The 18,187-nt window shown below is 65.3% G+C and carries 18 protein-coding genes and 1 pseudogene; 8 read left to right on the plus strand and 11 right to left on the minus strand.

All coding sequences use genetic code 11. The features are described 5' to 3' along the window. Positions 1 to 91 precede the first annotated feature (91 nt). The 7 genes and pseudogenes from AC5Y4N_RS00635 to ychF all read right to left on the minus strand — a co-directional run. A pseudogene (locus tag AC5Y4N_RS00635) lies at positions 92 to 237 on the minus strand (type II toxin-antitoxin system VapB family antitoxin); the annotation flags it as partial. 254 nt (positions 238 to 491) lie between these two features. Next, positions 492 to 2,669: an ATP-binding protein gene (locus tag AC5Y4N_RS00640; protein WP_499909636.1), complete on the minus strand. Its 2,178-nt coding sequence runs from the start codon at positions 2,667 to 2,669 to the stop codon at positions 492 to 494. An 8-nt stretch (positions 2,670 to 2,677) separates the two neighbouring features. Further along, the gene (locus tag AC5Y4N_RS00645; RefSeq protein WP_499909634.1) at positions 2,678 to 3,319 is read right to left on the minus strand and encodes a hypothetical protein; all 642 of its coding nucleotides are present in this window, start codon (positions 3,317 to 3,319) and stop codon (positions 2,678 to 2,680) included. After that, entirely contained in the window at positions 3,312 to 3,890 is a 579-nt protein-coding gene (locus AC5Y4N_RS00650) for a winged helix-turn-helix domain-containing protein (protein WP_499909632.1), read from the minus strand. The genes AC5Y4N_RS00645 and AC5Y4N_RS00650 overlap by 8 nt, the downstream gene beginning before the upstream one ends. 783 nt (positions 3,891 to 4,673) lie before the next feature. Beyond that, entirely contained in the window at positions 4,674 to 4,922 is a 249-nt protein-coding gene (locus AC5Y4N_RS00655; RefSeq protein ID WP_499909629.1) for a hypothetical protein, read from the minus strand. A gap of 102 nt (positions 4,923 to 5,024) precedes the next feature. Further along, entirely contained in the window at positions 5,025 to 5,159 is a 135-nt protein-coding gene (locus tag AC5Y4N_RS00660) for a VOC family protein (RefSeq protein WP_499909627.1), read from the minus strand. Positions 5,160 to 5,478: 319 nt separating this feature from the next. Next, positions 5,479 to 6,549 (minus strand): redox-regulated ATPase YchF, encoded by a 1,071-nt coding sequence (gene ychF, locus AC5Y4N_RS00665; RefSeq protein ID WP_499909625.1) that lies wholly within the window; start codon positions 6,547 to 6,549, stop codon positions 5,479 to 5,481. An 85-nt stretch (positions 6,550 to 6,634) separates the two neighbouring features. Here ychF and AC5Y4N_RS00670 point away from each other — a divergent pair, with 85 nt between their 5' ends. After that, complete coding sequence (locus AC5Y4N_RS00670; protein ID WP_499909623.1) at positions 6,635 to 7,723, plus strand: DUF6542 domain-containing protein; 1,089 nt, start codon at positions 6,635 to 6,637, stop codon at positions 7,721 to 7,723. A 21-nt stretch (positions 7,724 to 7,744) separates the two neighbouring features. Here the strand turns inward: AC5Y4N_RS00670 and AC5Y4N_RS00675 are convergent, their stop codons facing one another. Further along, positions 7,745 to 8,746 (minus strand): 4-hydroxy-3-methylbut-2-enyl diphosphate reductase, encoded by a 1,002-nt coding sequence (locus AC5Y4N_RS00675; RefSeq protein ID WP_499909621.1) that lies wholly within the window; start codon positions 8,744 to 8,746, stop codon positions 7,745 to 7,747. 87 nt (positions 8,747 to 8,833) lie between these two features. Between AC5Y4N_RS00675 and AC5Y4N_RS00680 the strand changes: the two genes are divergently transcribed. The 5 genes from AC5Y4N_RS00680 to AC5Y4N_RS00700 all read left to right on the plus strand — a co-directional run bounded on the left by AC5Y4N_RS00680 (position 8,834) and on the right by AC5Y4N_RS00700 (position 13,294). Further along, positions 8,834 to 9,400, plus strand: a complete 567-nt coding sequence (locus tag AC5Y4N_RS00680) for a lipid droplet-associated protein (protein ID WP_499909619.1) — start codon at positions 8,834 to 8,836, stop codon at positions 9,398 to 9,400. 11 nt (positions 9,401 to 9,411) lie between these two features. Then, a complete protein-coding gene (gene xseA, locus AC5Y4N_RS00685; protein WP_499909852.1) occupies positions 9,412 to 10,638 on the plus strand; it encodes an exodeoxyribonuclease VII large subunit in 1,227 nt (408 codons plus the stop codon). Next, complete coding sequence (locus AC5Y4N_RS00690; protein ID WP_499909617.1) at positions 10,635 to 10,877, plus strand: exodeoxyribonuclease VII small subunit; 243 nt, start codon at positions 10,635 to 10,637, stop codon at positions 10,875 to 10,877. The genes xseA and AC5Y4N_RS00690 overlap by 4 nt, the downstream gene beginning before the upstream one ends. A 58-nt stretch (positions 10,878 to 10,935) precedes the next feature. Then, positions 10,936 to 12,021: a 3-beta-hydroxysteroid dehydrogenase gene (locus AC5Y4N_RS00695; protein WP_499909615.1), complete on the plus strand. Its 1,086-nt coding sequence runs from the start codon at positions 10,936 to 10,938 to the stop codon at positions 12,019 to 12,021. 136 nt (positions 12,022 to 12,157) lie between these two features. Next, on the plus strand, positions 12,158 to 13,294 hold the full coding sequence (locus AC5Y4N_RS00700; RefSeq protein ID WP_499909613.1) for an AI-2E family transporter: 1,137 nt from the start codon (positions 12,158 to 12,160) through the stop codon (positions 13,292 to 13,294). Here the strand turns inward: AC5Y4N_RS00700 and AC5Y4N_RS00705 are convergent. Then, positions 13,269 to 14,072: a dienelactone hydrolase family protein gene (locus AC5Y4N_RS00705; protein WP_499909611.1), complete on the minus strand. Its 804-nt coding sequence runs from the start codon at positions 14,070 to 14,072 to the stop codon at positions 13,269 to 13,271. The two genes, AC5Y4N_RS00700 and AC5Y4N_RS00705, sit on opposite strands and share 26 nt — an antisense overlap. 7 nt (positions 14,073 to 14,079) lie before the next feature. Then, positions 14,080 to 14,733 carry a DUF4245 domain-containing protein gene (locus tag AC5Y4N_RS00710; protein WP_499909609.1) on the minus strand — a complete coding sequence of 218 codons (654 nt, stop codon included), beginning with the start codon at positions 14,731 to 14,733 and terminating at the stop codon, positions 14,080 to 14,082. A 53-nt stretch (positions 14,734 to 14,786) separates the two neighbouring features. Between AC5Y4N_RS00710 and glpX the strand changes: the two genes are divergently transcribed. Further along, a complete protein-coding gene (gene glpX, locus AC5Y4N_RS00715; protein ID WP_499909606.1) occupies positions 14,787 to 15,818 on the plus strand; it encodes a class II fructose-bisphosphatase in 1,032 nt (343 codons plus the stop codon). A gap of 22 nt (positions 15,819 to 15,840) precedes the next feature. Further along, complete coding sequence (locus AC5Y4N_RS00720) at positions 15,841 to 17,262, plus strand: class II fumarate hydratase (protein WP_499909604.1); 1,422 nt, start codon at positions 15,841 to 15,843, stop codon at positions 17,260 to 17,262. Positions 17,263 to 17,307: 45 nt separating this feature from the next. Here the strand turns inward: AC5Y4N_RS00720 and AC5Y4N_RS00725 are convergent, their stop codons facing one another. Continuing rightward, positions 17,308 to 18,144 carry a polysaccharide deacetylase family protein gene (locus AC5Y4N_RS00725; protein ID WP_499909851.1) on the minus strand — a complete coding sequence of 279 codons (837 nt, stop codon included), beginning with the start codon at positions 18,142 to 18,144 and terminating at the stop codon, positions 17,308 to 17,310. Between the last annotated feature and the right edge of the window lie 43 nt (positions 18,145 to 18,187).

Consider the following 18,187-nt stretch of genomic DNA (forward strand, 5'->3'; position numbering starts at 1 on the left):
CCGACGACTACCGAGGAACCGAGTACTGCCAGGCGTGCTCGACGGCCGAACGGCACTCAACCTGATTGCAAAGAAGACAACATCCCTGCGTTGGCGACGTCCGAAGGGACGGGGGGACGTCGCCTTCGGATCACTTCCACCGAGCGCCGCGAGCCGCCGAGCGCTGTGGACCCGGATGAGGGTTTCGAGACCGACTCGCAGCAGGGCCGACTTCTCCGCGATACCGGTCAACTCCATCGCCCGCTCAACCAATTCATCGTCGAGCGCCAATAGTCCTCACGGTCGCCTCGGGTCATCCGAATTCGCATCAATTGATGCGCAAATAGATGCTTATCACACTGTCGGCTGACGCATGCCGTGAAAGCCCCATGGTGGGCAGATCATGGGGCAGGACGCCCATCGCCGCCGGCGCGTTGGTAGGGTTTGCGTGGCCGGCGCAGTAGACGGCGAGGTCGGCATTGTACTCAGATCTTTCATAGGGCAACGTCGCTTTACTGAGCGCCTTCGAGGTCGCTCAGCATCAACTTGTGGCACCGGGCAAGGTATTTGTCGAGGTAGTAATAATGCTCGGCGTAGAAAGCTGGACCGTCGAGTTCCCCTGCCGTCCTGTACTTCCTGTTCATGACGAGACGGGCTGCCTCGCCGGCTACGATTTCGGCGATAACGGCACGAGCCTCCGTAGTGTCTTGCTTGGGGAAGTCGGGGCCGGGACCGAGATATCGCTTGATCGCCGGGTGGCTGCCGAAGATCTTGATGATCGTCATGTCGTTGACCAGATCAACGTAAGCGCGGTAGCGGCCCTGCGCTTCATCCACGATCTTGATCTGCAATGCTGGGCCGCCTCCATCCCTTTCTCGCACTGATACCTCGCATGTCGCGGCGGCGTTCCCTAGGGTTGCGGTCAGAATGGCGGTCGCTCCAAGGACTCGCGGATCGACCGTTACGCGGCCGACGAAACAAAGCTGCTCCTCGTCGAAAATGAGCTCAGTTTCCCCGCCGAGCACTACGACGCCTGGATTATTCGAGATCACCTTTACGCGCGTTGACCCAGCGGCGTTGATCACATCGGTCGGCGCGCGCAGGCCGAGCGATCGACGGCGTCCGTGAGCGAGCTGGTACCTGCTGCGGACGAACTCTAGGTCGTCGGGAGGCGTCGGTGCGGGAATGTCGCGCTCTGGCCGTACATACACCGAGGCCACGGCCTCAACTTCACCGCAGGTCACGGTCAAGAGCGTCTCTTCGTCCTCGATGAGCGGGCGTAGATGGATCTGACCGATCAAGCAGTCATCGCGGCGGGGGTGTGGACGGAGTTCGATAGGAAGCTGATCCAACACTTCGATGACACCCTCGGGGTCGACTTCGACGTCAAAGTCATCGACCCCGACATCCTTCAGCACCACGACAGACAGAGTTTTGTCTTCGCCCATGTAGAGGACCGGGCTGCCGGGGATAATTCGGACGGGCTCCGTATCACCTGCCGCGCTGCCGCCGCCAAGGCCGTCTTCGTCGACTTCGCGCAGGTCTGAATCGACCAGTTGGGCCAGGTCGCGGCCGAGCGAATCAAGTGCTCGCCGGAGCCGCGCACTCTCATATGCGCCGCCCTCCTGCGCCTTCTTCTCTTCCGCCTTCACCAGGCGCGCCAGATGCGGCTCGGCGGCTTCAAGAAGAGCCTTATAGAACGGGTGTTCGTGCTCTAGACCGTCGCGGGTTCGAGTGATGATCGGCATGGGGTTGTCACTGGTGTGCTCCTGGCTGCCGCCCTCGAGATCGTCGTACTGGCGGGCGAGCGTGTCGATTGTCGGGCAGGTCAGCGACCCGGTGAACCAGTGTGCGTGTGGATTGGATTCGAGGGAGAAAAGCGTGTTCTCGTAAATCGCCCTGCTGCCTTTGATGAGAATGCCTTCCGGCCGCAGCGGGTCGCTGCTCGGCTTGTCGGCTCTTTCTGGCAGCCTTGAGATCTGAAGTGACGCGATCGCGTCATATCCTGGTATTTCAATGTCGCACGCGACCTCCTCAGCGAGCGACGGCAGACCGTAACGAATCGATTCCGACTCACCACTATTCAGGTCGACCAGTGTTAGCTCGCGGCGCGGATCAGAGTTGATATCACGCAGCTGGTAGTGCTTCGACAAGTTGTCGACGAGCGTGCTGTGCTGCGGACACCTGAATCGCGGGTCCACCGTGATGCTCACCACGGTGCCGGACCCGCGCGGGATCCCCAGCCGCTGACGGTCGCTGTCAGTAGCGCGACGTTCGATTGGGTCGTCGTAGGTCCCGTCCGGCTCGAGCACCATCTCGGAGTAGTAGTTCTCGCAAATACTTGCGAAGGTGACGGGACCGAACGCTGCCACGTCTTTGGCACCTCGACCGAGGTTGCCGCGTACAGCCTGTCCGGTTTCGAACCCGGACGTCCTGGCACCGAGTTGTCCGAACACCCTGCGCATCTTTTTCATGCGCATGCCGGTGGCCCGATCCTTCACAACCACCTTCCAGGGGCTCTTCCTACGATGCTCGACTTCGACGCGGATCTTCCCACCCGAGGTAGATCCGTACGCGTCGTCGGCATTCGTGATCAGTTCGATCAGCGCGCGAACGATGTTGCCCTTCATCGCCGCCTGCGCGTCCTGGGTGAACGCCCGGCCCCCATACTGCACCCGGTTCTTGCCCACGTGTCCTCCTAGAACCACTCGGGCCGTTTGTGTTGTAAAGAGTCAAGAAACTCCAACGCGTCATGGTGGCCAGCCGCGTATGCCGCGGCACGTAGGGTTTCGAGGCGCTGACTGAAGACGGACCGCGGGCTATCTGGCGCGCATTTGAGCATCTCCGCGACGCGCCACTTCTCGTCGGTGATCTCGCGGCGGTCCGCCCAGATCCTGTGCGCCGCACTGCGAAGGGCTTCACTGATGAGCTTTGCTGGCGCGCGCGTTGGCGGGGCCTTCACGGTGCGGTCGCTGCGCAGCGATTGCGCCAGGCGGTCAAAGTTCTCCTCGATCCATCGTTGACCCTCGACCGTCAGCCGCCGCATTTCAGGTCCACGCTTCACAAGCAATTTTGGCGTACGTCCCTCCGCATCCCGAAGCGCCTTCGAGCACTTCTTCAAGTCCGGGAGGTCAGGCTTGGTACGCCAACTCAAGCGGAGAGGCGCGAGGTCGAACGCCTTGAGGAACACGTCTTCTACGTCGACGAAGTCGGTGTCCCCGCCCAACTCGTAAAGGGCCCATAGGAAAACATCCGAGTTTGTGATCGGCTCGGTCATCGCCTTGCCGGGCGGTTCCGCGTCGACCGCCGTACTCGCCACCTTGGCTTTCCGCTTACTCACCGCTGCCTCGACTCTCCTCGAGCTGTTTTCGGCCCGCCTCGCTGATCGCCCATATTCCGCGCGGCGAATTCCGCTCGAGCAGGCCGCGCTCGACGAGACGGAGGCGCACAAACTGCAAGCGGCTCTGCCACCGAATCCCTCCGGAGCCGAGTGTCTCGAAGTCGGCGGGCAGAAAGTCGTCGTGCATCACCTTGCCGATTGCATCGACAACGTCACGAAAAGCGGCACTGCCGCCGGCGTCGTCCAGAACCTTCAACAACGGAATGATGTACCGTTCTTCGGGAAGCAAGGTTCCCGCCGCCGCTCGAGTGCGCGGTCGTAAAGCCCCGGGCTTCTTGACTCTTCCTGTTCTGCCTGGTTTCGCGCCGGGGGGACGTTCTTCCGCCACCGACGAGCGACTAGGTAGTCCAGCCTCCGTCCGAGCGGCAGCTGCCGAACTAGGCTGCCGTCGCGACGGATCCGGTAGTCCCAACTCACGCCGAAGCACCGTGCTCGGAGTGTCGACGAGCGGCGTGGCGCGCGCCTGCAAGTACTCGAAGATGTCGGCGTCCAAGTCGATAGTCGGGCACATTGCAATCTCCGTTGCACTAGCTGGGTCGCGGAAAACAAATATAACCGCCCCTGGCCAGCCATTGCAACCATAATTAGTGAGGTTGCAACTGGAGGCAGGATAAGACGTCAAGTGAAAAGCGGCGCCGACGGCTTGCGGCTAATCCGGGTATCACAGCTGTGATGACGCCATGCTGCCACCGGTGCCTCGGCGGCGAAGAACGCCAGCCGTGCGGCGATGGTCTGGGTGACGAGCTCGGCGCCAGCCTCGAGTAGCGGGCGGCGAACGAGCGTGCGTCTTCGGCGTCAACGAGCTCGCCGTGCATTGCTCGGCCGACGCTCCCCGGAGAGCGCCGCCGTCGTCAAGTTGGCGGCAAATGATGGTTACCGTGGAGGGGGCGGGGGTGCGTATGGCGCCGTCGAACCACGTCGCCCATCCGGCGCCCTAGATTCTCACGCGACTACCGGCCGAGCGGCGGCCAGCGCCGCAATCGAGCTTGCGGGACCTCACCGCCGCCGTGAACCGAGAAAGCAAGAGCTACAGGGAAAATCGCGCATCGGCGGCGTGCTTCCGCAAAGCGCGGGCGATTGACTGAGCGCGACCGGGCTGAACCGCATCACGACGCGTCAGACAATATCTATTTGGCCTGAGGTATCGCTCCGTGTCGGAATTCGACCACAACGCCGTCGAAGCAAGGCTCGCGCCAGCTGAGTTAATCCCAACTTGAAATAGACTGCGGCGAGGATCCCGCCCGCAGCGTCGTCAGACCGCAGCGCGAAGTGGCAACAAAGACGGCGCTCGCGGTCATAACCGACGCCAGCGGTGGTCAAGTTCGCGCTCACTCAAGGAGCCGTCCTGCTTAATCTGGGAACCATAGATACGTGTCTCCACTACGCCCTTAGGGTCGAACTCCACATCGATGTGGGTGGGCCGAAACCATGTCTGTTGCGCCACCCCGTTGACGCCGCAAGCCATCTCGGGCAGCTGGCCGTCGGCCAGTTCGATGCGATGCACCGAGATGCCCGCCGACGATCGAATCTTCTTCTCGCTCATTGTTGCTCCTTGGTCAAAGCCTGCTGCTTGTTAGCGGTGGCCTTCCCCGCCAGACGTTTGTCCGTGACGGACGGCAACCACGTCGCCGTGGGTCAGCAGCGCTCAGTAGACTACCTTTGCCTTCAAGCCGACGCGGTGGCCGTCGGGGTCGAGCACGATCGCGGAGCGCTTTCCCCAGGGCATGTTTGTCGGCTGCTTTATGATCGTCACACCGGTGGCAGCGAGCGCCTCGACCATCGTCGAGGCCTTTCGCAGACTGCAACTCGAGGTCGAATTGCGGCCCGCCGGCTGATGACCAAGGCGCGCTCTCGTCCCACCATGACGCGACCCCCGTCGAATGCAGAACGACCGTGACACCGGTGTTTGTAGGAAACCCACGCCTCGGCCGGACCTTCGCCGTGCCGATTCCGGGGCAAGAACACGATCCCCAGATGTTCGTAGAATGCGCAACTCCGTTCGCGGTCGGCGACGACAAGGTGGATCTGGGCAACGGTAGGCATGCTACGAGCCTTTCGTGCAGCCATCGGACGCGCGAGGAACGCTCTGTGTCGCCATTTCATCCGTGGCGGAACTCCACCACGTCGCCGTCTGCCATCACGTAGTCCTTGCCCTCCATCCGGACCTTGCCGGCGGCGCGGGCCGCCGCCATCGACCCGGCAGCCACCAGGTCGTCGTAGGACACCACCTCCGCTTTGATGAAGCCCTTCTCGAAGTCGGAATGGATCACCCCCGCCGCCTTCGGCGCGGTATCGCCCTGGTGGATCACCCAGGCTCGCGCCTCTTTGGGGCCGGCCGTCAAGAACGTCTGCAGACGCAATGTGTGAAACCCCGCGCGCGCCAACGCATCTAGGCCGCGTTCGGTTTGGCCGATCGACTCCAACAGCTCGGCGGCGGACTCGTCGTCGAGCTCCAACAGCTCAGCCTCGATCTTGGCGTCCAAGAACACCGCGTCGGCCGGCGCCACCAATTCCCGCAGCGCGGCCTGCCGCGCAGCATCGGTCAGCACCGCCTCGTCGGCGTTGAAGACGTAGAGAAACGGCTTCGTCGTCAACAGATTCAGCTCACGCAGCAGCGACGTGTCCACACCTGCGGCGAACAACGTCGTTCCCTCGTTCAACACCTTCTCGGCGGCCTGCGCCGCCTCGAGCACGGGCCGCCTGTCCTTATGGGTACGCGCCTCCTTCTCCAGACGCGGCAGGGCGCGCTCCAGCGTCTGCAGATCCGCCAGAATCAGCTCCGTCTCGACGACCTCGATGTCCGACGCCGGATTCACCTCACCGGAGACGTGGGCGACGTCGTCGTCGGCGAACACTCGCACCACCTGGCAGATTGCGTCGCACTCGCGAATGTTGGCCAGGAACTTGTTGCCCAGGCCGGCGCCTTCGGACGCGCCCCTGACCAGGCCCGCGATGTCGACGAACGTCACCGGCGCCGGCACGATCCGCGCTGACCCGAACATCTCGGCCAACTTCTCCAGCCGCGGGTCGGGCAGCGCCACCACGCCTTCGTTGGGCTCGATCGTGGCGAACGGGTAGTTCGCGGCCAGCACGTCGTTGCGTGTCAGGGCATTGAACAACGTCGATTTGCCGACGTTGGGCAGGCCGACGATCCCCAGGTTCAGACTCACAGCGTCCACAGTCTAGGCATTTGCGACATGCGCACCCAGCCGTGCTTGACAGCGGACTTTGCGGTTCAACCGGTACGGTCTATCTGTGTCTGCACAGCGGGACGCTTCGGTGGTGAGTGCGCAGCGCCGCTCCGTGCACCCGAATGTGCCGGGTGTGCCGTGGTGGGGTGCCGTAGCGATCGCCGTCATCGCCACCGCCATCGGCTTCGCATTCGACGCCGGCGGCGGCAATGAGCTGACTCACGTGTTCGCTGCGCTGTATGCGGTCGGCTGCGTCGCGGCGGTGCTGGCGGTTCGGCAATCCGGGTTGTTCACCGCCGTCGTGCAGCCCCCGATGATCCTGTTCGTCAGCGTGCCCGGCGCCTACTTCGTGTTCCACGGCGGCAAGCTGAGCGGCCTCAAAGATGTGGTCATCAACTGCGCCTATCCACTGATCGAGCGGTTTCCGCTGATGCTGTTCACCTCCGGGGCGGTGCTGCTGATCGGGCTGGCGCGCTGGTTCCTCACTAACCGCGCGTCTGATGCGGAACCGGCCAAGGCGGTACGGGTGACCGACATCGCCGACAAGATCGCTGGGCTGTTCTCCCGCACGGGCAACGAACCGGCCCAAGAGGAAAAGGACAAGGAGCCGGCCCGGAAACGTCGCCACGCGGTCGACCGGCCCAAGACCACGCGTTCGGCGCAGCGCGCCAAAGCCGCAAAGCGCGCGGAGACCACCCGGTCGCGACGGGCACGAACGCCGCTCGACGAGGACGACGTGCAGCCGCGGCGACGCCGAAGCCGCGACGCGGGCCGGCAACCCGATGAGCCCGTCGACCTGCCCCGTCGCCGATCGGCTTCCGCCCGCTCCGCGCGCAACCCGTACGAGCGGCGCGAGCCCTACGACCGCCGCAATCCCTACGAGCGCCGCGAACCCTACGAACGCCGAGCATCCCACGAACGTCGCAGCCGGTACGACTCCTACGACCCGTTCGAGCCGTTCGATGTGCCGCCACGTCGGCGTCCTGGCAGCAACGGATCCTCGGTCAACTCCGCGGTCACCAACGGCACCCACCACCCGATCTCTCGGGTCCGCTACCGCAGCAGCCCCGCGGACGCCGAGGCTCGGGAAGACCAGCCCGTGCGCCCACGCTCGCGGTCGTGGGAAGCCGAGACCTGGGAGTACGACATCTGAAGCGCTTGCAGCGCTTGACGATCAAGCCCGCGACGGGCGGATTTCACGCGGCAGCGCAAACACCAGCGTCTCGTTGGCAGTGGTCACCGGCTGTACCACGTCGTAGCCCAAGCCGGCCAGCCGCTCCAGCACGCCGCGAACCAGCACCTCGGGCACCGAAGCCCCCGACGTGACGCCCACCGTGGTGACGCCGTCGAGCCAGGCCGGATCGATGTCGTCGGCGTAATCGACCAGATACGCGGCAGCCGCCCCGGCGCCCAGCGCCACCTCGACCAGCCGCACCGAGTTGGACGAGTTGCGCGACCCGACGACGATCACCAACTCACACTCCGGGGCCATCGCCTTGACGGCGACCTGGCGGTTCTGGGTGGCGTAGCAGATGTCGTCGCTGGGCGGGTCCTGCAGCTTCGGGAAACGCTCGCGAAGCCGCTGCACGGTTTCCATCGTCTCGTCGACCGACAGTGTGGTCTGTGACAGCCACACGACCTTGTTCTCGTCGCGTACGGTCACGTCGTCGACGGCGTCGGGGCCGTCGACCAACTGCACATGCTCGGGCGCCTCACCGGCGGTTCCTACCACTTCCTCGTGGCCTTCGTGGCCGATCAGCAAGATGTCGTAGTCGTCGCGGGCGAACCGCTTGGCCTCGTTGTGCACCTTGGTGACCAGCGGGCAGGTGGCGTCGATCACCTGAAGATTGCGCTCGGCGGCCGACTGGTGCACCGTCGGCGCGACGCCGTGGGCGGAGAACACCACGATGGCGCCCTCGGGCACCTCGTCGGTCTCCTTGACGAACACCGCGCCCGCCTTCGCCAGCGTGTCGACGACGTGTCGGTTGTGCACGATCTCATGGCGCACATACACCGGCGCCCCGTGCTTCTCCAGCGCCCGCTCGACGGTTTCGACGGCGCGGTCCACACCCGCGCAGTAGCCACGCGGCTCGGCGAGCAGGACTCGCTTGCCGGTGGGTCGCTGCGCCACGCCGCTGGCGGCGCCAGGAATCCCCATGTTGACGGTTGGCGGCATAGAGCCAGGGTACGGTCCGGCGCCACCTGCGCGCCAAACGCCGGGGCAAGCTTTGACATGCGCCAGCGTTAGGGCAGGCTGGACCACATGGCCAATGCACCATACGGGGTTCGGCTGCTGGTCGGTGCCGCAGCCACTGTCGTCGAGGAGACGCGCAAGTTTCCCCACACGCTGCTGATGTACCCGATGACGCTGGTCAGCCAGGCCGCCCATCTGTTCATGCGGGTTCAGCAGAACATCGCCGACATGGTGATCAAAGGCGACGAGACGCTCGACACCCTGTTTCCGCCGAAAGACGAGCAGCCGGAGTGGGCCACCTTCGACGAGGACCTCGAGGACACCGCACAGGTCACCCCGCTGAGCAGCGAGCGCGACCGGCGGGCCGAAGGCCGGTTCGCCCTGTACTCGGCTGACCCGCCGCCGGCGGAGACGACGACGGACGCCGACGACGCGACACCGGCCGCCACAGATCCGCCGGAGATCGCCGTCGAACTCGGCTATGACGACCTCACGCTGGCGCAGCTTCGGGCCCGGCTGCAATCGCTGTCCGTCACCGAACTCGACGCGCTGCTGGCCTACGAGGAAGCCACCAAGGCCAGGGCGCCGTTCCAGACCCTGCTGGCCAACAGGATCACGCGCGCGTCCGCCAAGTGACCGCTCCTGCGCTGCCGAACTCAGCGGAGCACCCGTGGCCGGTGCGGGCCGTCGCCACGCGGGTGGCCAAATGGATCGACCGGCTCGGGATGGTCTGGGTCGAAGGTCAGCTCACCGAGATCAACATCCGGCCCGATTCCAAGACCGTGTTCATGGTGCTGCGCGATCCGGCCGCGGACATGTCGCTGACGGTCACCTGCCCGCGCGACCTCGTGCTCGCAGCACCGGTCCGGCTGGCTGAAGGTACGCAGGTGGTCGTCTGCGGCAAGCCGACGTTCTACACCGGGCGCGGCTCGTTCTCGTTGCGGCTCAGCGAGATTCGCGCGGTAGGTATCGGCGAGCTGCTGGCCCGGATCGAGCGGCTGCGACGGCTGCTGGACGCCGAAGGGCTGTTCGACGTCCGGCTGAAGCGGCCGCTTCCGTTCTTGCCCACGGCGGTGGGGCTGATCACCGGACGGGCCAGCGCCGCCCAACGCGACGTGATGACCGTTGCCTCGACCCGGTGGCCGGCGGTGCGGTTCGAACTGCGCAACGTCGCGGTTCAGGGACCCAACGCGGTGCCGCAGATTGTCGACGCGTTGCGTGATCTGGACGCGCATCCGGACGTCGACGTGATCGTGCTCGCCCGGGGTGGTGGCAGCGTCGAAGACCTGCTGCCGTTCTCCGACGAGACGCTGTGCCGGCTGATCGCGGCATGCACCACGCCGGTAGTCAGCGCGGTGGGCCACGAGCCCGACAACCCGATCTGCGACCTTGTCGCCGACGTGCGCGCGGCCACGCCGACCGACGCGGCGAAGCGGATCGTGCCGGATATGGCCGCCGAGCGGGCGCTTCTCGACGACCTATGCCGTCGCAGTGCACGCGCGCTGCGGCACTGGGTGAGCCGAGAAGAGCGACTGGTCCATCAGCTGAGATCCCGGCCCGTGCTGGCCGCACCGCTGCAGATGCTGACCGCCCGTAGCGAGGAGATCGAGCGGGCACGCAGCGCGGCACGACGCGACATCAAGCGCTTGGTCGCTGCAGAGACCGACCGGATCGGCCATCTGTCGGCGCGCCTCGGCACGCTGGGGCCGGCAGCGACACTTGCCCGTGGCTACGCGGTGGTACAGGCGATCCCAGAGGGCGCTGCACCGGTGGTGGTGCGTTCGGCCGCGCAGGCGCCGGCTGGTACGCAGCTGCGAATCCGGGTCTCCGACGGCGCATTCGGAGCCGTCAGTTCGGGTGAAGAGCAGTCATGACAGACCCCTCGTCGGCCCCCGAGCCTAGACCCATTAGTGAACTCGGCTATGAAGAAGCCCGCGACGAGTTGGTGGAAGTAGTCCGCGTGCTGGAGCAGGGCGGACTCGATCTGGATACGTCGCTGAAGCTCTGGGAAAGAGGCGAAGAGCTGGCCAAACGCTGTGAGGAACACTTAGCCGGAGCCCGCAAGAGAGTAGAGGATGCGCTGGCCGGGCGCGACGGCGACGGCGCTGGCTAACTAGTTTCTTTTGCAACTAGTTCTCGAAATTGGAACAGGTTTCAGTTATGCTTCCGGCATGGCTGACGCTTCACTGACGACCGATCTGGGCAAGGTGCTGGTCACCGGCGGCTCCGGGTTCGTCGGCTGCAATCTGGTGGCCACTCTGCTCGACCGCGGGTACCAGGTACGCGCGTTCGACCGCGTGCCGTCGCCGCTTAGCGGCCGTCCCGGTCTCGAGACAGTGGTCGGTGACATCTGCGACCCCGACGCGGTGGCCGCCGCGGTGGAAGGCGTGGACACGATCTTTCACACGGCGGCGCTGATCGAGCTGATGGGCGGGAAGTCGGTCACCGAGGAGTACCGGCGCCGCAGCTTCGCCGTGAACGTCGAGGGCACCAAGAACCTTGTGCATGCGGCGCAGAAAGCCGGGGTGAAGCGCTTCGTGTACACCGCGAGCAACAGCGTCGTCATCGGCGGCAAGGCGATCTCCGGCGGCGACGAAACTTTGCCGTACACGGATCGATTCGCCGACCTCTACACCGAGACCAAAGTGGAAGCCGAGAAGTTCGTGCTGTCGCAGAACGGCGTCGACGGGCTGCTGACGTGTTCCATCCGGCCGAGCGGTATCTGGGGCCGCGGCGACCAGACGATGTTCCGCAAGGTGTTCGAGCGCGTCGTCACCGGCCAGGTCAAAGTCCTGATCGGCAGTAAGAAAGCGCGCCTTGACAATTCGTACATCGCGAACCTGGTGCACGGCTTCATCCTTGCGGCGCAGCACCTGGTTCCGGGCGGGACCGCGCCCGGTCAGGCGTACTTCATCAACGACGACGATCCGGTGAACATGTTCGAGTTCGCCCGCCCGGTCGTCGAGGCCTGCGGTGAGCACTGGCCACGGTTTCGCATCTCCGGCCGCCTGGTGCACTTCGTCATGACGGTGTGGCAGCAGCTGCATTTCAAGTTCAATCTGCCGGCACCGCCGCTGGAACCCCTTGCGGTGGAACGGCTTTACCTCGACAACTACTTCTCGGTGGAGAAAGCTCGGCGCGAGCTGGGCTACGAGCCGCTGTACACCACCGAAGAGGCGATGCAGGAGTGCCTGCCGTACTACATCGAGCTGTACAACGAGATCAAAGCGCAAGGCAAGCAACCGGCCAAGGTCTAGCCCACCCCTCCCCTCGTCCCCGCGAGCGTGCGTGTCTGCGCACCGACACGCCGCAGAAGTGCGTACCGCGGCGCACGCTCGCGCCGGGGCTACTTCGCCATCGCGATGATCGACACGGCTGGCTAACGTTCATCCGATGGACTTCACCGAGAGCCAGAAGCGAGCGCTGGCCGTCGTCACCGTTATCGCGCTGGCGTTCGGCGCCTACTTCCTGCGGAGCTACTTCATTCTCGTCGTCGTCGCGGCGGTCGGCGCCTACCTGTTCACCCCGTTGTTCACGCGGCTCACCAAACGGTTCAGCACCGGCCTATCCGCCACTATCACCGTGCTGGCCGCGCTGTTGGCGGTCGTCATACCGGCGGCACTGTTCGTCTTGCTCGCCACGGTCCAGATCACGCACATGGTCAAAAGCGTCGCGAACTGGCTGGCGGCCACTGATCTGAGCTCACTCGGCGACAGGATTCTGCGGGGCGTCAACAGGCTGCTGGACAAGCTGCCGTTCGTCGACGTCAACGTCACGCAGGAGTCGTTGCGGAAAGGGGTGACGACGCTCTCGCAGCACGCCGGTCAATGGCTGCTCGACTTCCTGCAGACCGCCGCAGGCAGCGTCGTCAGCGCCGTCACGTCGGCGATCATCTTCTTGTACGTGTTCGTCTCGCTACTGACCAAGCGCGACAGGCTGATCACGCTGATCCGGCGACTCAATCCCCTGGGCGAGGAGGTCACCGACCTGTACCTGACCAAGATGGGCGCGATGGTGCGCGGAACAGTCAGAGGCCAGTTCGTGATCGCGGCGTGCCAAGGTGTGGCCGGGGCGTTGTCGATTTACATCGCCGGCTTTCACGATGGATTCTTCATCTTCGCGATCCTGCTGACCGCGCTGTCGATCATCCCGCTCGGTGGCGGCATCGTGACGATCCCGTTCGGCATCGGAATGGCGTTGTTCGGCAACATCTTTGGCGGCGTTTTCGTCGTGCTGTGGCACCTGCTGGTGGTGACCAACATCGACAACTTCCTGCGACCGATCCTCGTGCCGCGGGCTGCGCGTCTTGATCCGGCGCTGATGTTGCTCGCGGTGTTCTCCGGCATTGCGATGTTCGGCTTTTGGGGCATCGTGATCGGTCCTGTGCTGATGATCGTGATCGTGACGACGATCAGCGTCTATCTCGCCGTGTACAAAGGCGTTCCGCTGGAAACCGCAGTGGACGATGACCGGCCGACCCGTCGATGGCCGTTGCGCCGCAAGGCTATTGAGCAGCCAGCCGTTCCTTGAGGAATGCGACGACGCGCTTGCGGGCCTCGTACGCTGGGTGGCCGTCCCGCTCTCGAACCTGATCCGTGAGCACCGAATGCGCCATCCGGCCGAAGCCGTGCTCGTTACCCGGTGACGAGTCGATCTCGATCACCTCGAACGCATCACCGAGTCGTTGTCTGAGCGTCTCGAACCGCTCGGCCGGCACTGCGGGGTCGCCGGTGAACCGCAACCCCATCGCGCACAAGCCTTCGTCGGTGGCCCGCTGCACCACCCGCTGCAACTCCCGCTCCGAGAGCCCGGGGTTGCGGCGCTGCGCCGGAGTGAGCGCGATCGGCACCGACGGCTGACTGAGCACGGGAGCCAGCACGCTGTCGTCGACGGCCGCCGCCAAAGCGAAGCCGCCGGTGAAGCACATGCCGATCACGCCGACGCCCTTGCCTGGAGTGCGTTCGTTGAGGTCGCGCGCCAGCGCCCGCAGGTAGCGCGCCACCGGCCGCTCAGCGTTGGTGGCGAACGCCATGAATTCCCGCGCCACGCAGGCCCGCGCCATCGTCGGTACCAGGTAAGCAAGGCTGATCGCGCGGCCCGGCTCCCCGAACAGCGACGGCGATGCGACCGTAAAGCCGTTGTCCACCAAATGATTTCCCAGGGCCAGCACTTGCGGGGTGAGCCCGGGTATCTCCGGGATCAGCACCACCCCGGGACCGTCCCCTTTGCGGTACACGTCATGGGTGATGCCCTCGGCCGTGAACGGAGCTGCGGTCCAACCCGTCAGGTCAGCTTCCGGTGCGGTCATGGGTCTCCTATCGCGCGGGGAGCGGCGGTTGTGACTGCGTGGCCGCGGCCAGCGTACGAAATTCGTCAGCGGGTGCGCCGCCTGCAATCGCGATTTGCGCCGCACCGCCGGGTCCGGCCAGGCGTGTGGTCCACAGCTGCTTGTCGCTTTTCGGGTCGTCGTAGACCACCCAACTGACGCCGTCGACGTTCTGAGCACCCGTCGGGTACATCGCTTCCTCCAGCGACTGAGCAGCGCTGATCTTCTCGACGAGCTCGTGCTCGTCGGCGTTGCTCTGCGTCAGGCTGAGGTACATGCCGCTGGGCGCCAGATACCCGACCGTCGAGAGCACCGCCCGCTCCTTGCGGCCGGTGGCCGGGTCGGTGCGGCCGTCGTCGATGCTGTCGCGGCGTCCCGAATTCGCGCGCCAGCCGTCGGGCAGACGCGGCAGGCGGATCGGAAATCCGAGCTGGGCCGCGTCGGCACGCATCTCGGCGGCAGCGTCGAAGGACGGTGCCGGACCGCTCTTCGGGCCGCGCGGCTGAAACGAACACATCCCGACCAGCCCGGCGAGCACGATGCAGGCCACCACCAGCGGCGCCAGCGACCAGAACATGTCGCGGCCGTCCTGGAGCAGTCTGGGCTTCGATGGCCTGGGCACCGGCCCCTGCGGACTGCTCACGCCGCCAGTATCCCAGCTCCCGTCAGTCCACCCCTTTCTGGGACAATCGCGGCATGACGGAACCTCGCCGACGAGAAGCTCCCGACCGAAATCTGGCATTGGAGCTCGTCCGGGTCACCGAGGCGGGCGCCATGGCGGCGGGCCGCTGGGTGGGTCGCGGCGACAAGGAGCGCGGCGACGGTGCAGCTGTCGACGCGATGCGTGAACTGGTCAACTCGGTCTCGATGCGCGGCGTCGTGGTGATCGGAGAGGGCGAGAAGGACAACGCGCCCATGCTCTACAACGGCGAGCACGTCGGCAACGGCTGGGGTCCCGAGGTGGACTTCGCGGTCGACCCCATCGACGGCACCACGCTGATGAGCAAGGGCCTGGCCAACGCGATCTCGGTGCTCGCGGTGTCGGAGCGTGGCACGATGTTCGACCCGTCGGCGGTGTACTACATGGAGAAGATCGCTGTCGGCCCGGAGGCGGCCGACGTCATCGACATCACCGCGCCGATCGGAGAAAACGTGCGGCGGGTGGCGAAAGCCAAGAACATGTCGGTCTCGGATATGACGGTGTGCATCCTGGACCGGCCGCGCCATCAGCAGCTGATCGCCGATGTGCGGGCTGCGGGCGCGCGGTGCCGGCTGATTTCCGACGGCGACGTGGCCGGTGCGATTTCGGCATGCCGTCCCAACACCAGCACCGACATGCTGGCGGGCATCGGCGGCACTCCCGAAGGCATCATCGCCGCCGCCGCGATCCGCTGCATGGGCGGCGCGATCCAGGCGAAGCTGTGGCCGAAGGACGACGAGGAACGCCAGAAGGCCATCGACAAGGGCCACGACCTCGACCGTGTGCTCGACACCGCCGAGCTGGTGTCCGGTGACAACGTCTTCTTCTGCGCCACCGGCGTCACCGACGGCGATCTGCTCAAGGGCGTCCACTTCTACGGCGGCGGCTGCACCACGCAGTCGATCGTCATGCGTAGCAAGTCGGGCACCGTGCGAATGATCGAGGCTTACCACCGGCTGTCGAAACTCAACGAATACTCGGCGATCGACTTCACCGGTGACACCAACGCCATCCAGCCGCTGCCGTAACAACACACGAGTGAGGAACTTCATGACCGACGCTGCCGTCGAGAAGGCAACTGACGCCGACGAATACCGCATCGAGCACGACACCATGGGCGAAGTTCGGGTACCCAAGGATGCGCTGTGGCGTGCCCAGACCCAGCGCGCGGTGGAGAACTTCCCGATCTCCGGCCGCGGCCTGGAGCGCACTCAGATCCGCGCCCTCGGCCTGCTCAAAGGCGCATGCGCCCAGGTGAACAAGGACCTCGGGCTGCTCGACCCGCAGAAGGCCGACGCGATCATCGCCGCGGCCGCCGAGATCGCCGACGGGCAGCACGACGACCAGTTCCCCATCGACGTCTTCCAGACCGGATCGGGCACCAGCTCCAACATGAACACCAACGAGGTGATCGCAAGCATCGCCGCCCGCAACGGCGTCACCGTCCACCCCAACGACGACGTCAACATGTCGCAGTCGTCGAACGACACCTTCCCCACCGCCACACACATTGCGGCCACGGAAGCCGCCGTGCGACAACTCATTCCAGCGCTCGAGGTGCTGCACGAGTCGCTGGCGAACAAGTCGCGCCAGTGGCGCACAGTGGTCAAGTCCGGACGCACGCACCTGATGGATGCGGTGCCGGTGACGCTCGGCCAGGAGTTCAGCGGATATGCCCGCCAGATCGAGGCCGGCATCGAGCGGGTGCGCGCCGCGCTGCCCCGGCTCGGTGAACTGGCGATCGGCGGCACCGCCGTCGGCACCGGGCTTAACGCACCCGACGGCTTCGGCGAGAAGGTTGTCGAAGTGCTGCGGGAGCAGACGGGTTTGGCCGAATTGCGCACGGCCGTCAACTCGTTCGAGGCGCAGGCCGCACGCGACGGGCTCGTCGAAATCTCGGGCGCGCTGCGCACCATCGCAGTGTCGCTGACGAAAATCGCCAACGACATCCGATGGATGGGGTCAGGCCCGTTGACCGGCTTGGCTGAGATTCAGCTGCCCGATCTGCAGCCGGGCAGCTCGATCATGCCGGGCAAGGTGAATCCCGTTATCCCCGAAGCGGTTACGCAGGTCGCCGCGCAGGTGGTGGGCAACGACGCGGCAATCGCCTGGGGTGGTGCGAACGGCGCATTCGAGTTGAACGTGTACATCCCGATGATGGCGCGCAATGTGCTGGAGTCGCTCAAGCTGCTGGCCAACGCATCGCGGCTGTTCGCAGAGCGCTGCATCGACGGGCTCGTCGCCAATGAGGAGCGGCTGCGCACGCTGGCCGAGTCGTCGCCGTCGATCGTGACGCCGCTGAACTCCGCGATCGGCTACGAAGAGGCGGCCGCTGTGGCGAAGGAAGCGCTCAAGGAGCACAAGACGATTCGCCAAGCCGTCATCGACCGCGGGCTGATCGGCGACAAGCTCTCCGAGGAAGAGCTGGACAGGCGTCTCGACGTCCTCGCCATGGCCAAGGTCAAGGAGTGATTTCGGTGCGCTAACGTGCGCTGCGCGCCGGAAAGCGCACCGAAATCACTGGCTCGGGCCGCCCGGGTTCTGGTCCGGCAGGTCGGTGATCGGGAAGTTCGGCATCGGCTTGGGCGACGGCGTATTCGGCAGCGACGGGATCTCCGCGGCCGGGATGTCGTGAAGATCGTTGGCGGGCGGGCCGTTTTCCCGTCCGCCGTAGACACTGCCCGGCGCTCTCGGGCCCAGCAGCTGGCTCACCGTGACCATGTGGTAGCCGTTGGCCTTCAGCACGGGAAGAAATTGGTACACCAAGTCGACCGTGCTCGAGTACGTGTCGTGGAACAACACCACCGAGCCTGGCCTGATCTGGGTCATCAGCATGTACCGCGTTGCCGCGGTGTTGGAGTCGTTGATCCAGTCGAACGGAATCACGTCCCACAGGATCGCCGCCAGCCCCTGTTGGGCGGCCACCCGGTTGACGGCGTCGTTGGTCAATCCACCGGCGGGCCGCCAGAGCTTGGGGCGCTGACCGGTCGCCGAGGCGATCGCGTCGCTGGCCTTCGACAGTTGCGGGGCGATCGCGTCGGGCGGGATCGTCGTCATGTTGGGGTGTTCCCAGGTATGGCTGCCCACTTCCATGCCGGCGTCGACGATCCGCTTGGCGCCCGCGGGGTTGGCCGCCACCTTGTTGCCGATCAGGAAGAACGTCGCCTTCGCGTCGCTGTCGTTCAAGATCTGCAGCAGGCGGTCGGTATACGGGCTCGGTCCGTCGTCGAATGTCAGCGCCACGCACTTGACCTTTGAACAATCGACGTCGTCGGCGCTGGTCAGCTTCACATGACCGGTCACGCTGCCGATCACCAGCACCGCCACTGCCCCAGCCGCTGCGCACAGCGTCAGCCAGTACGGCTTGACGCGGCTCGCGGGTCGTCTCGGCACGCGG

The sequence above is a fragment of the Mycobacterium sp. NGS19 genome (genome assembly GCF_059813155.1).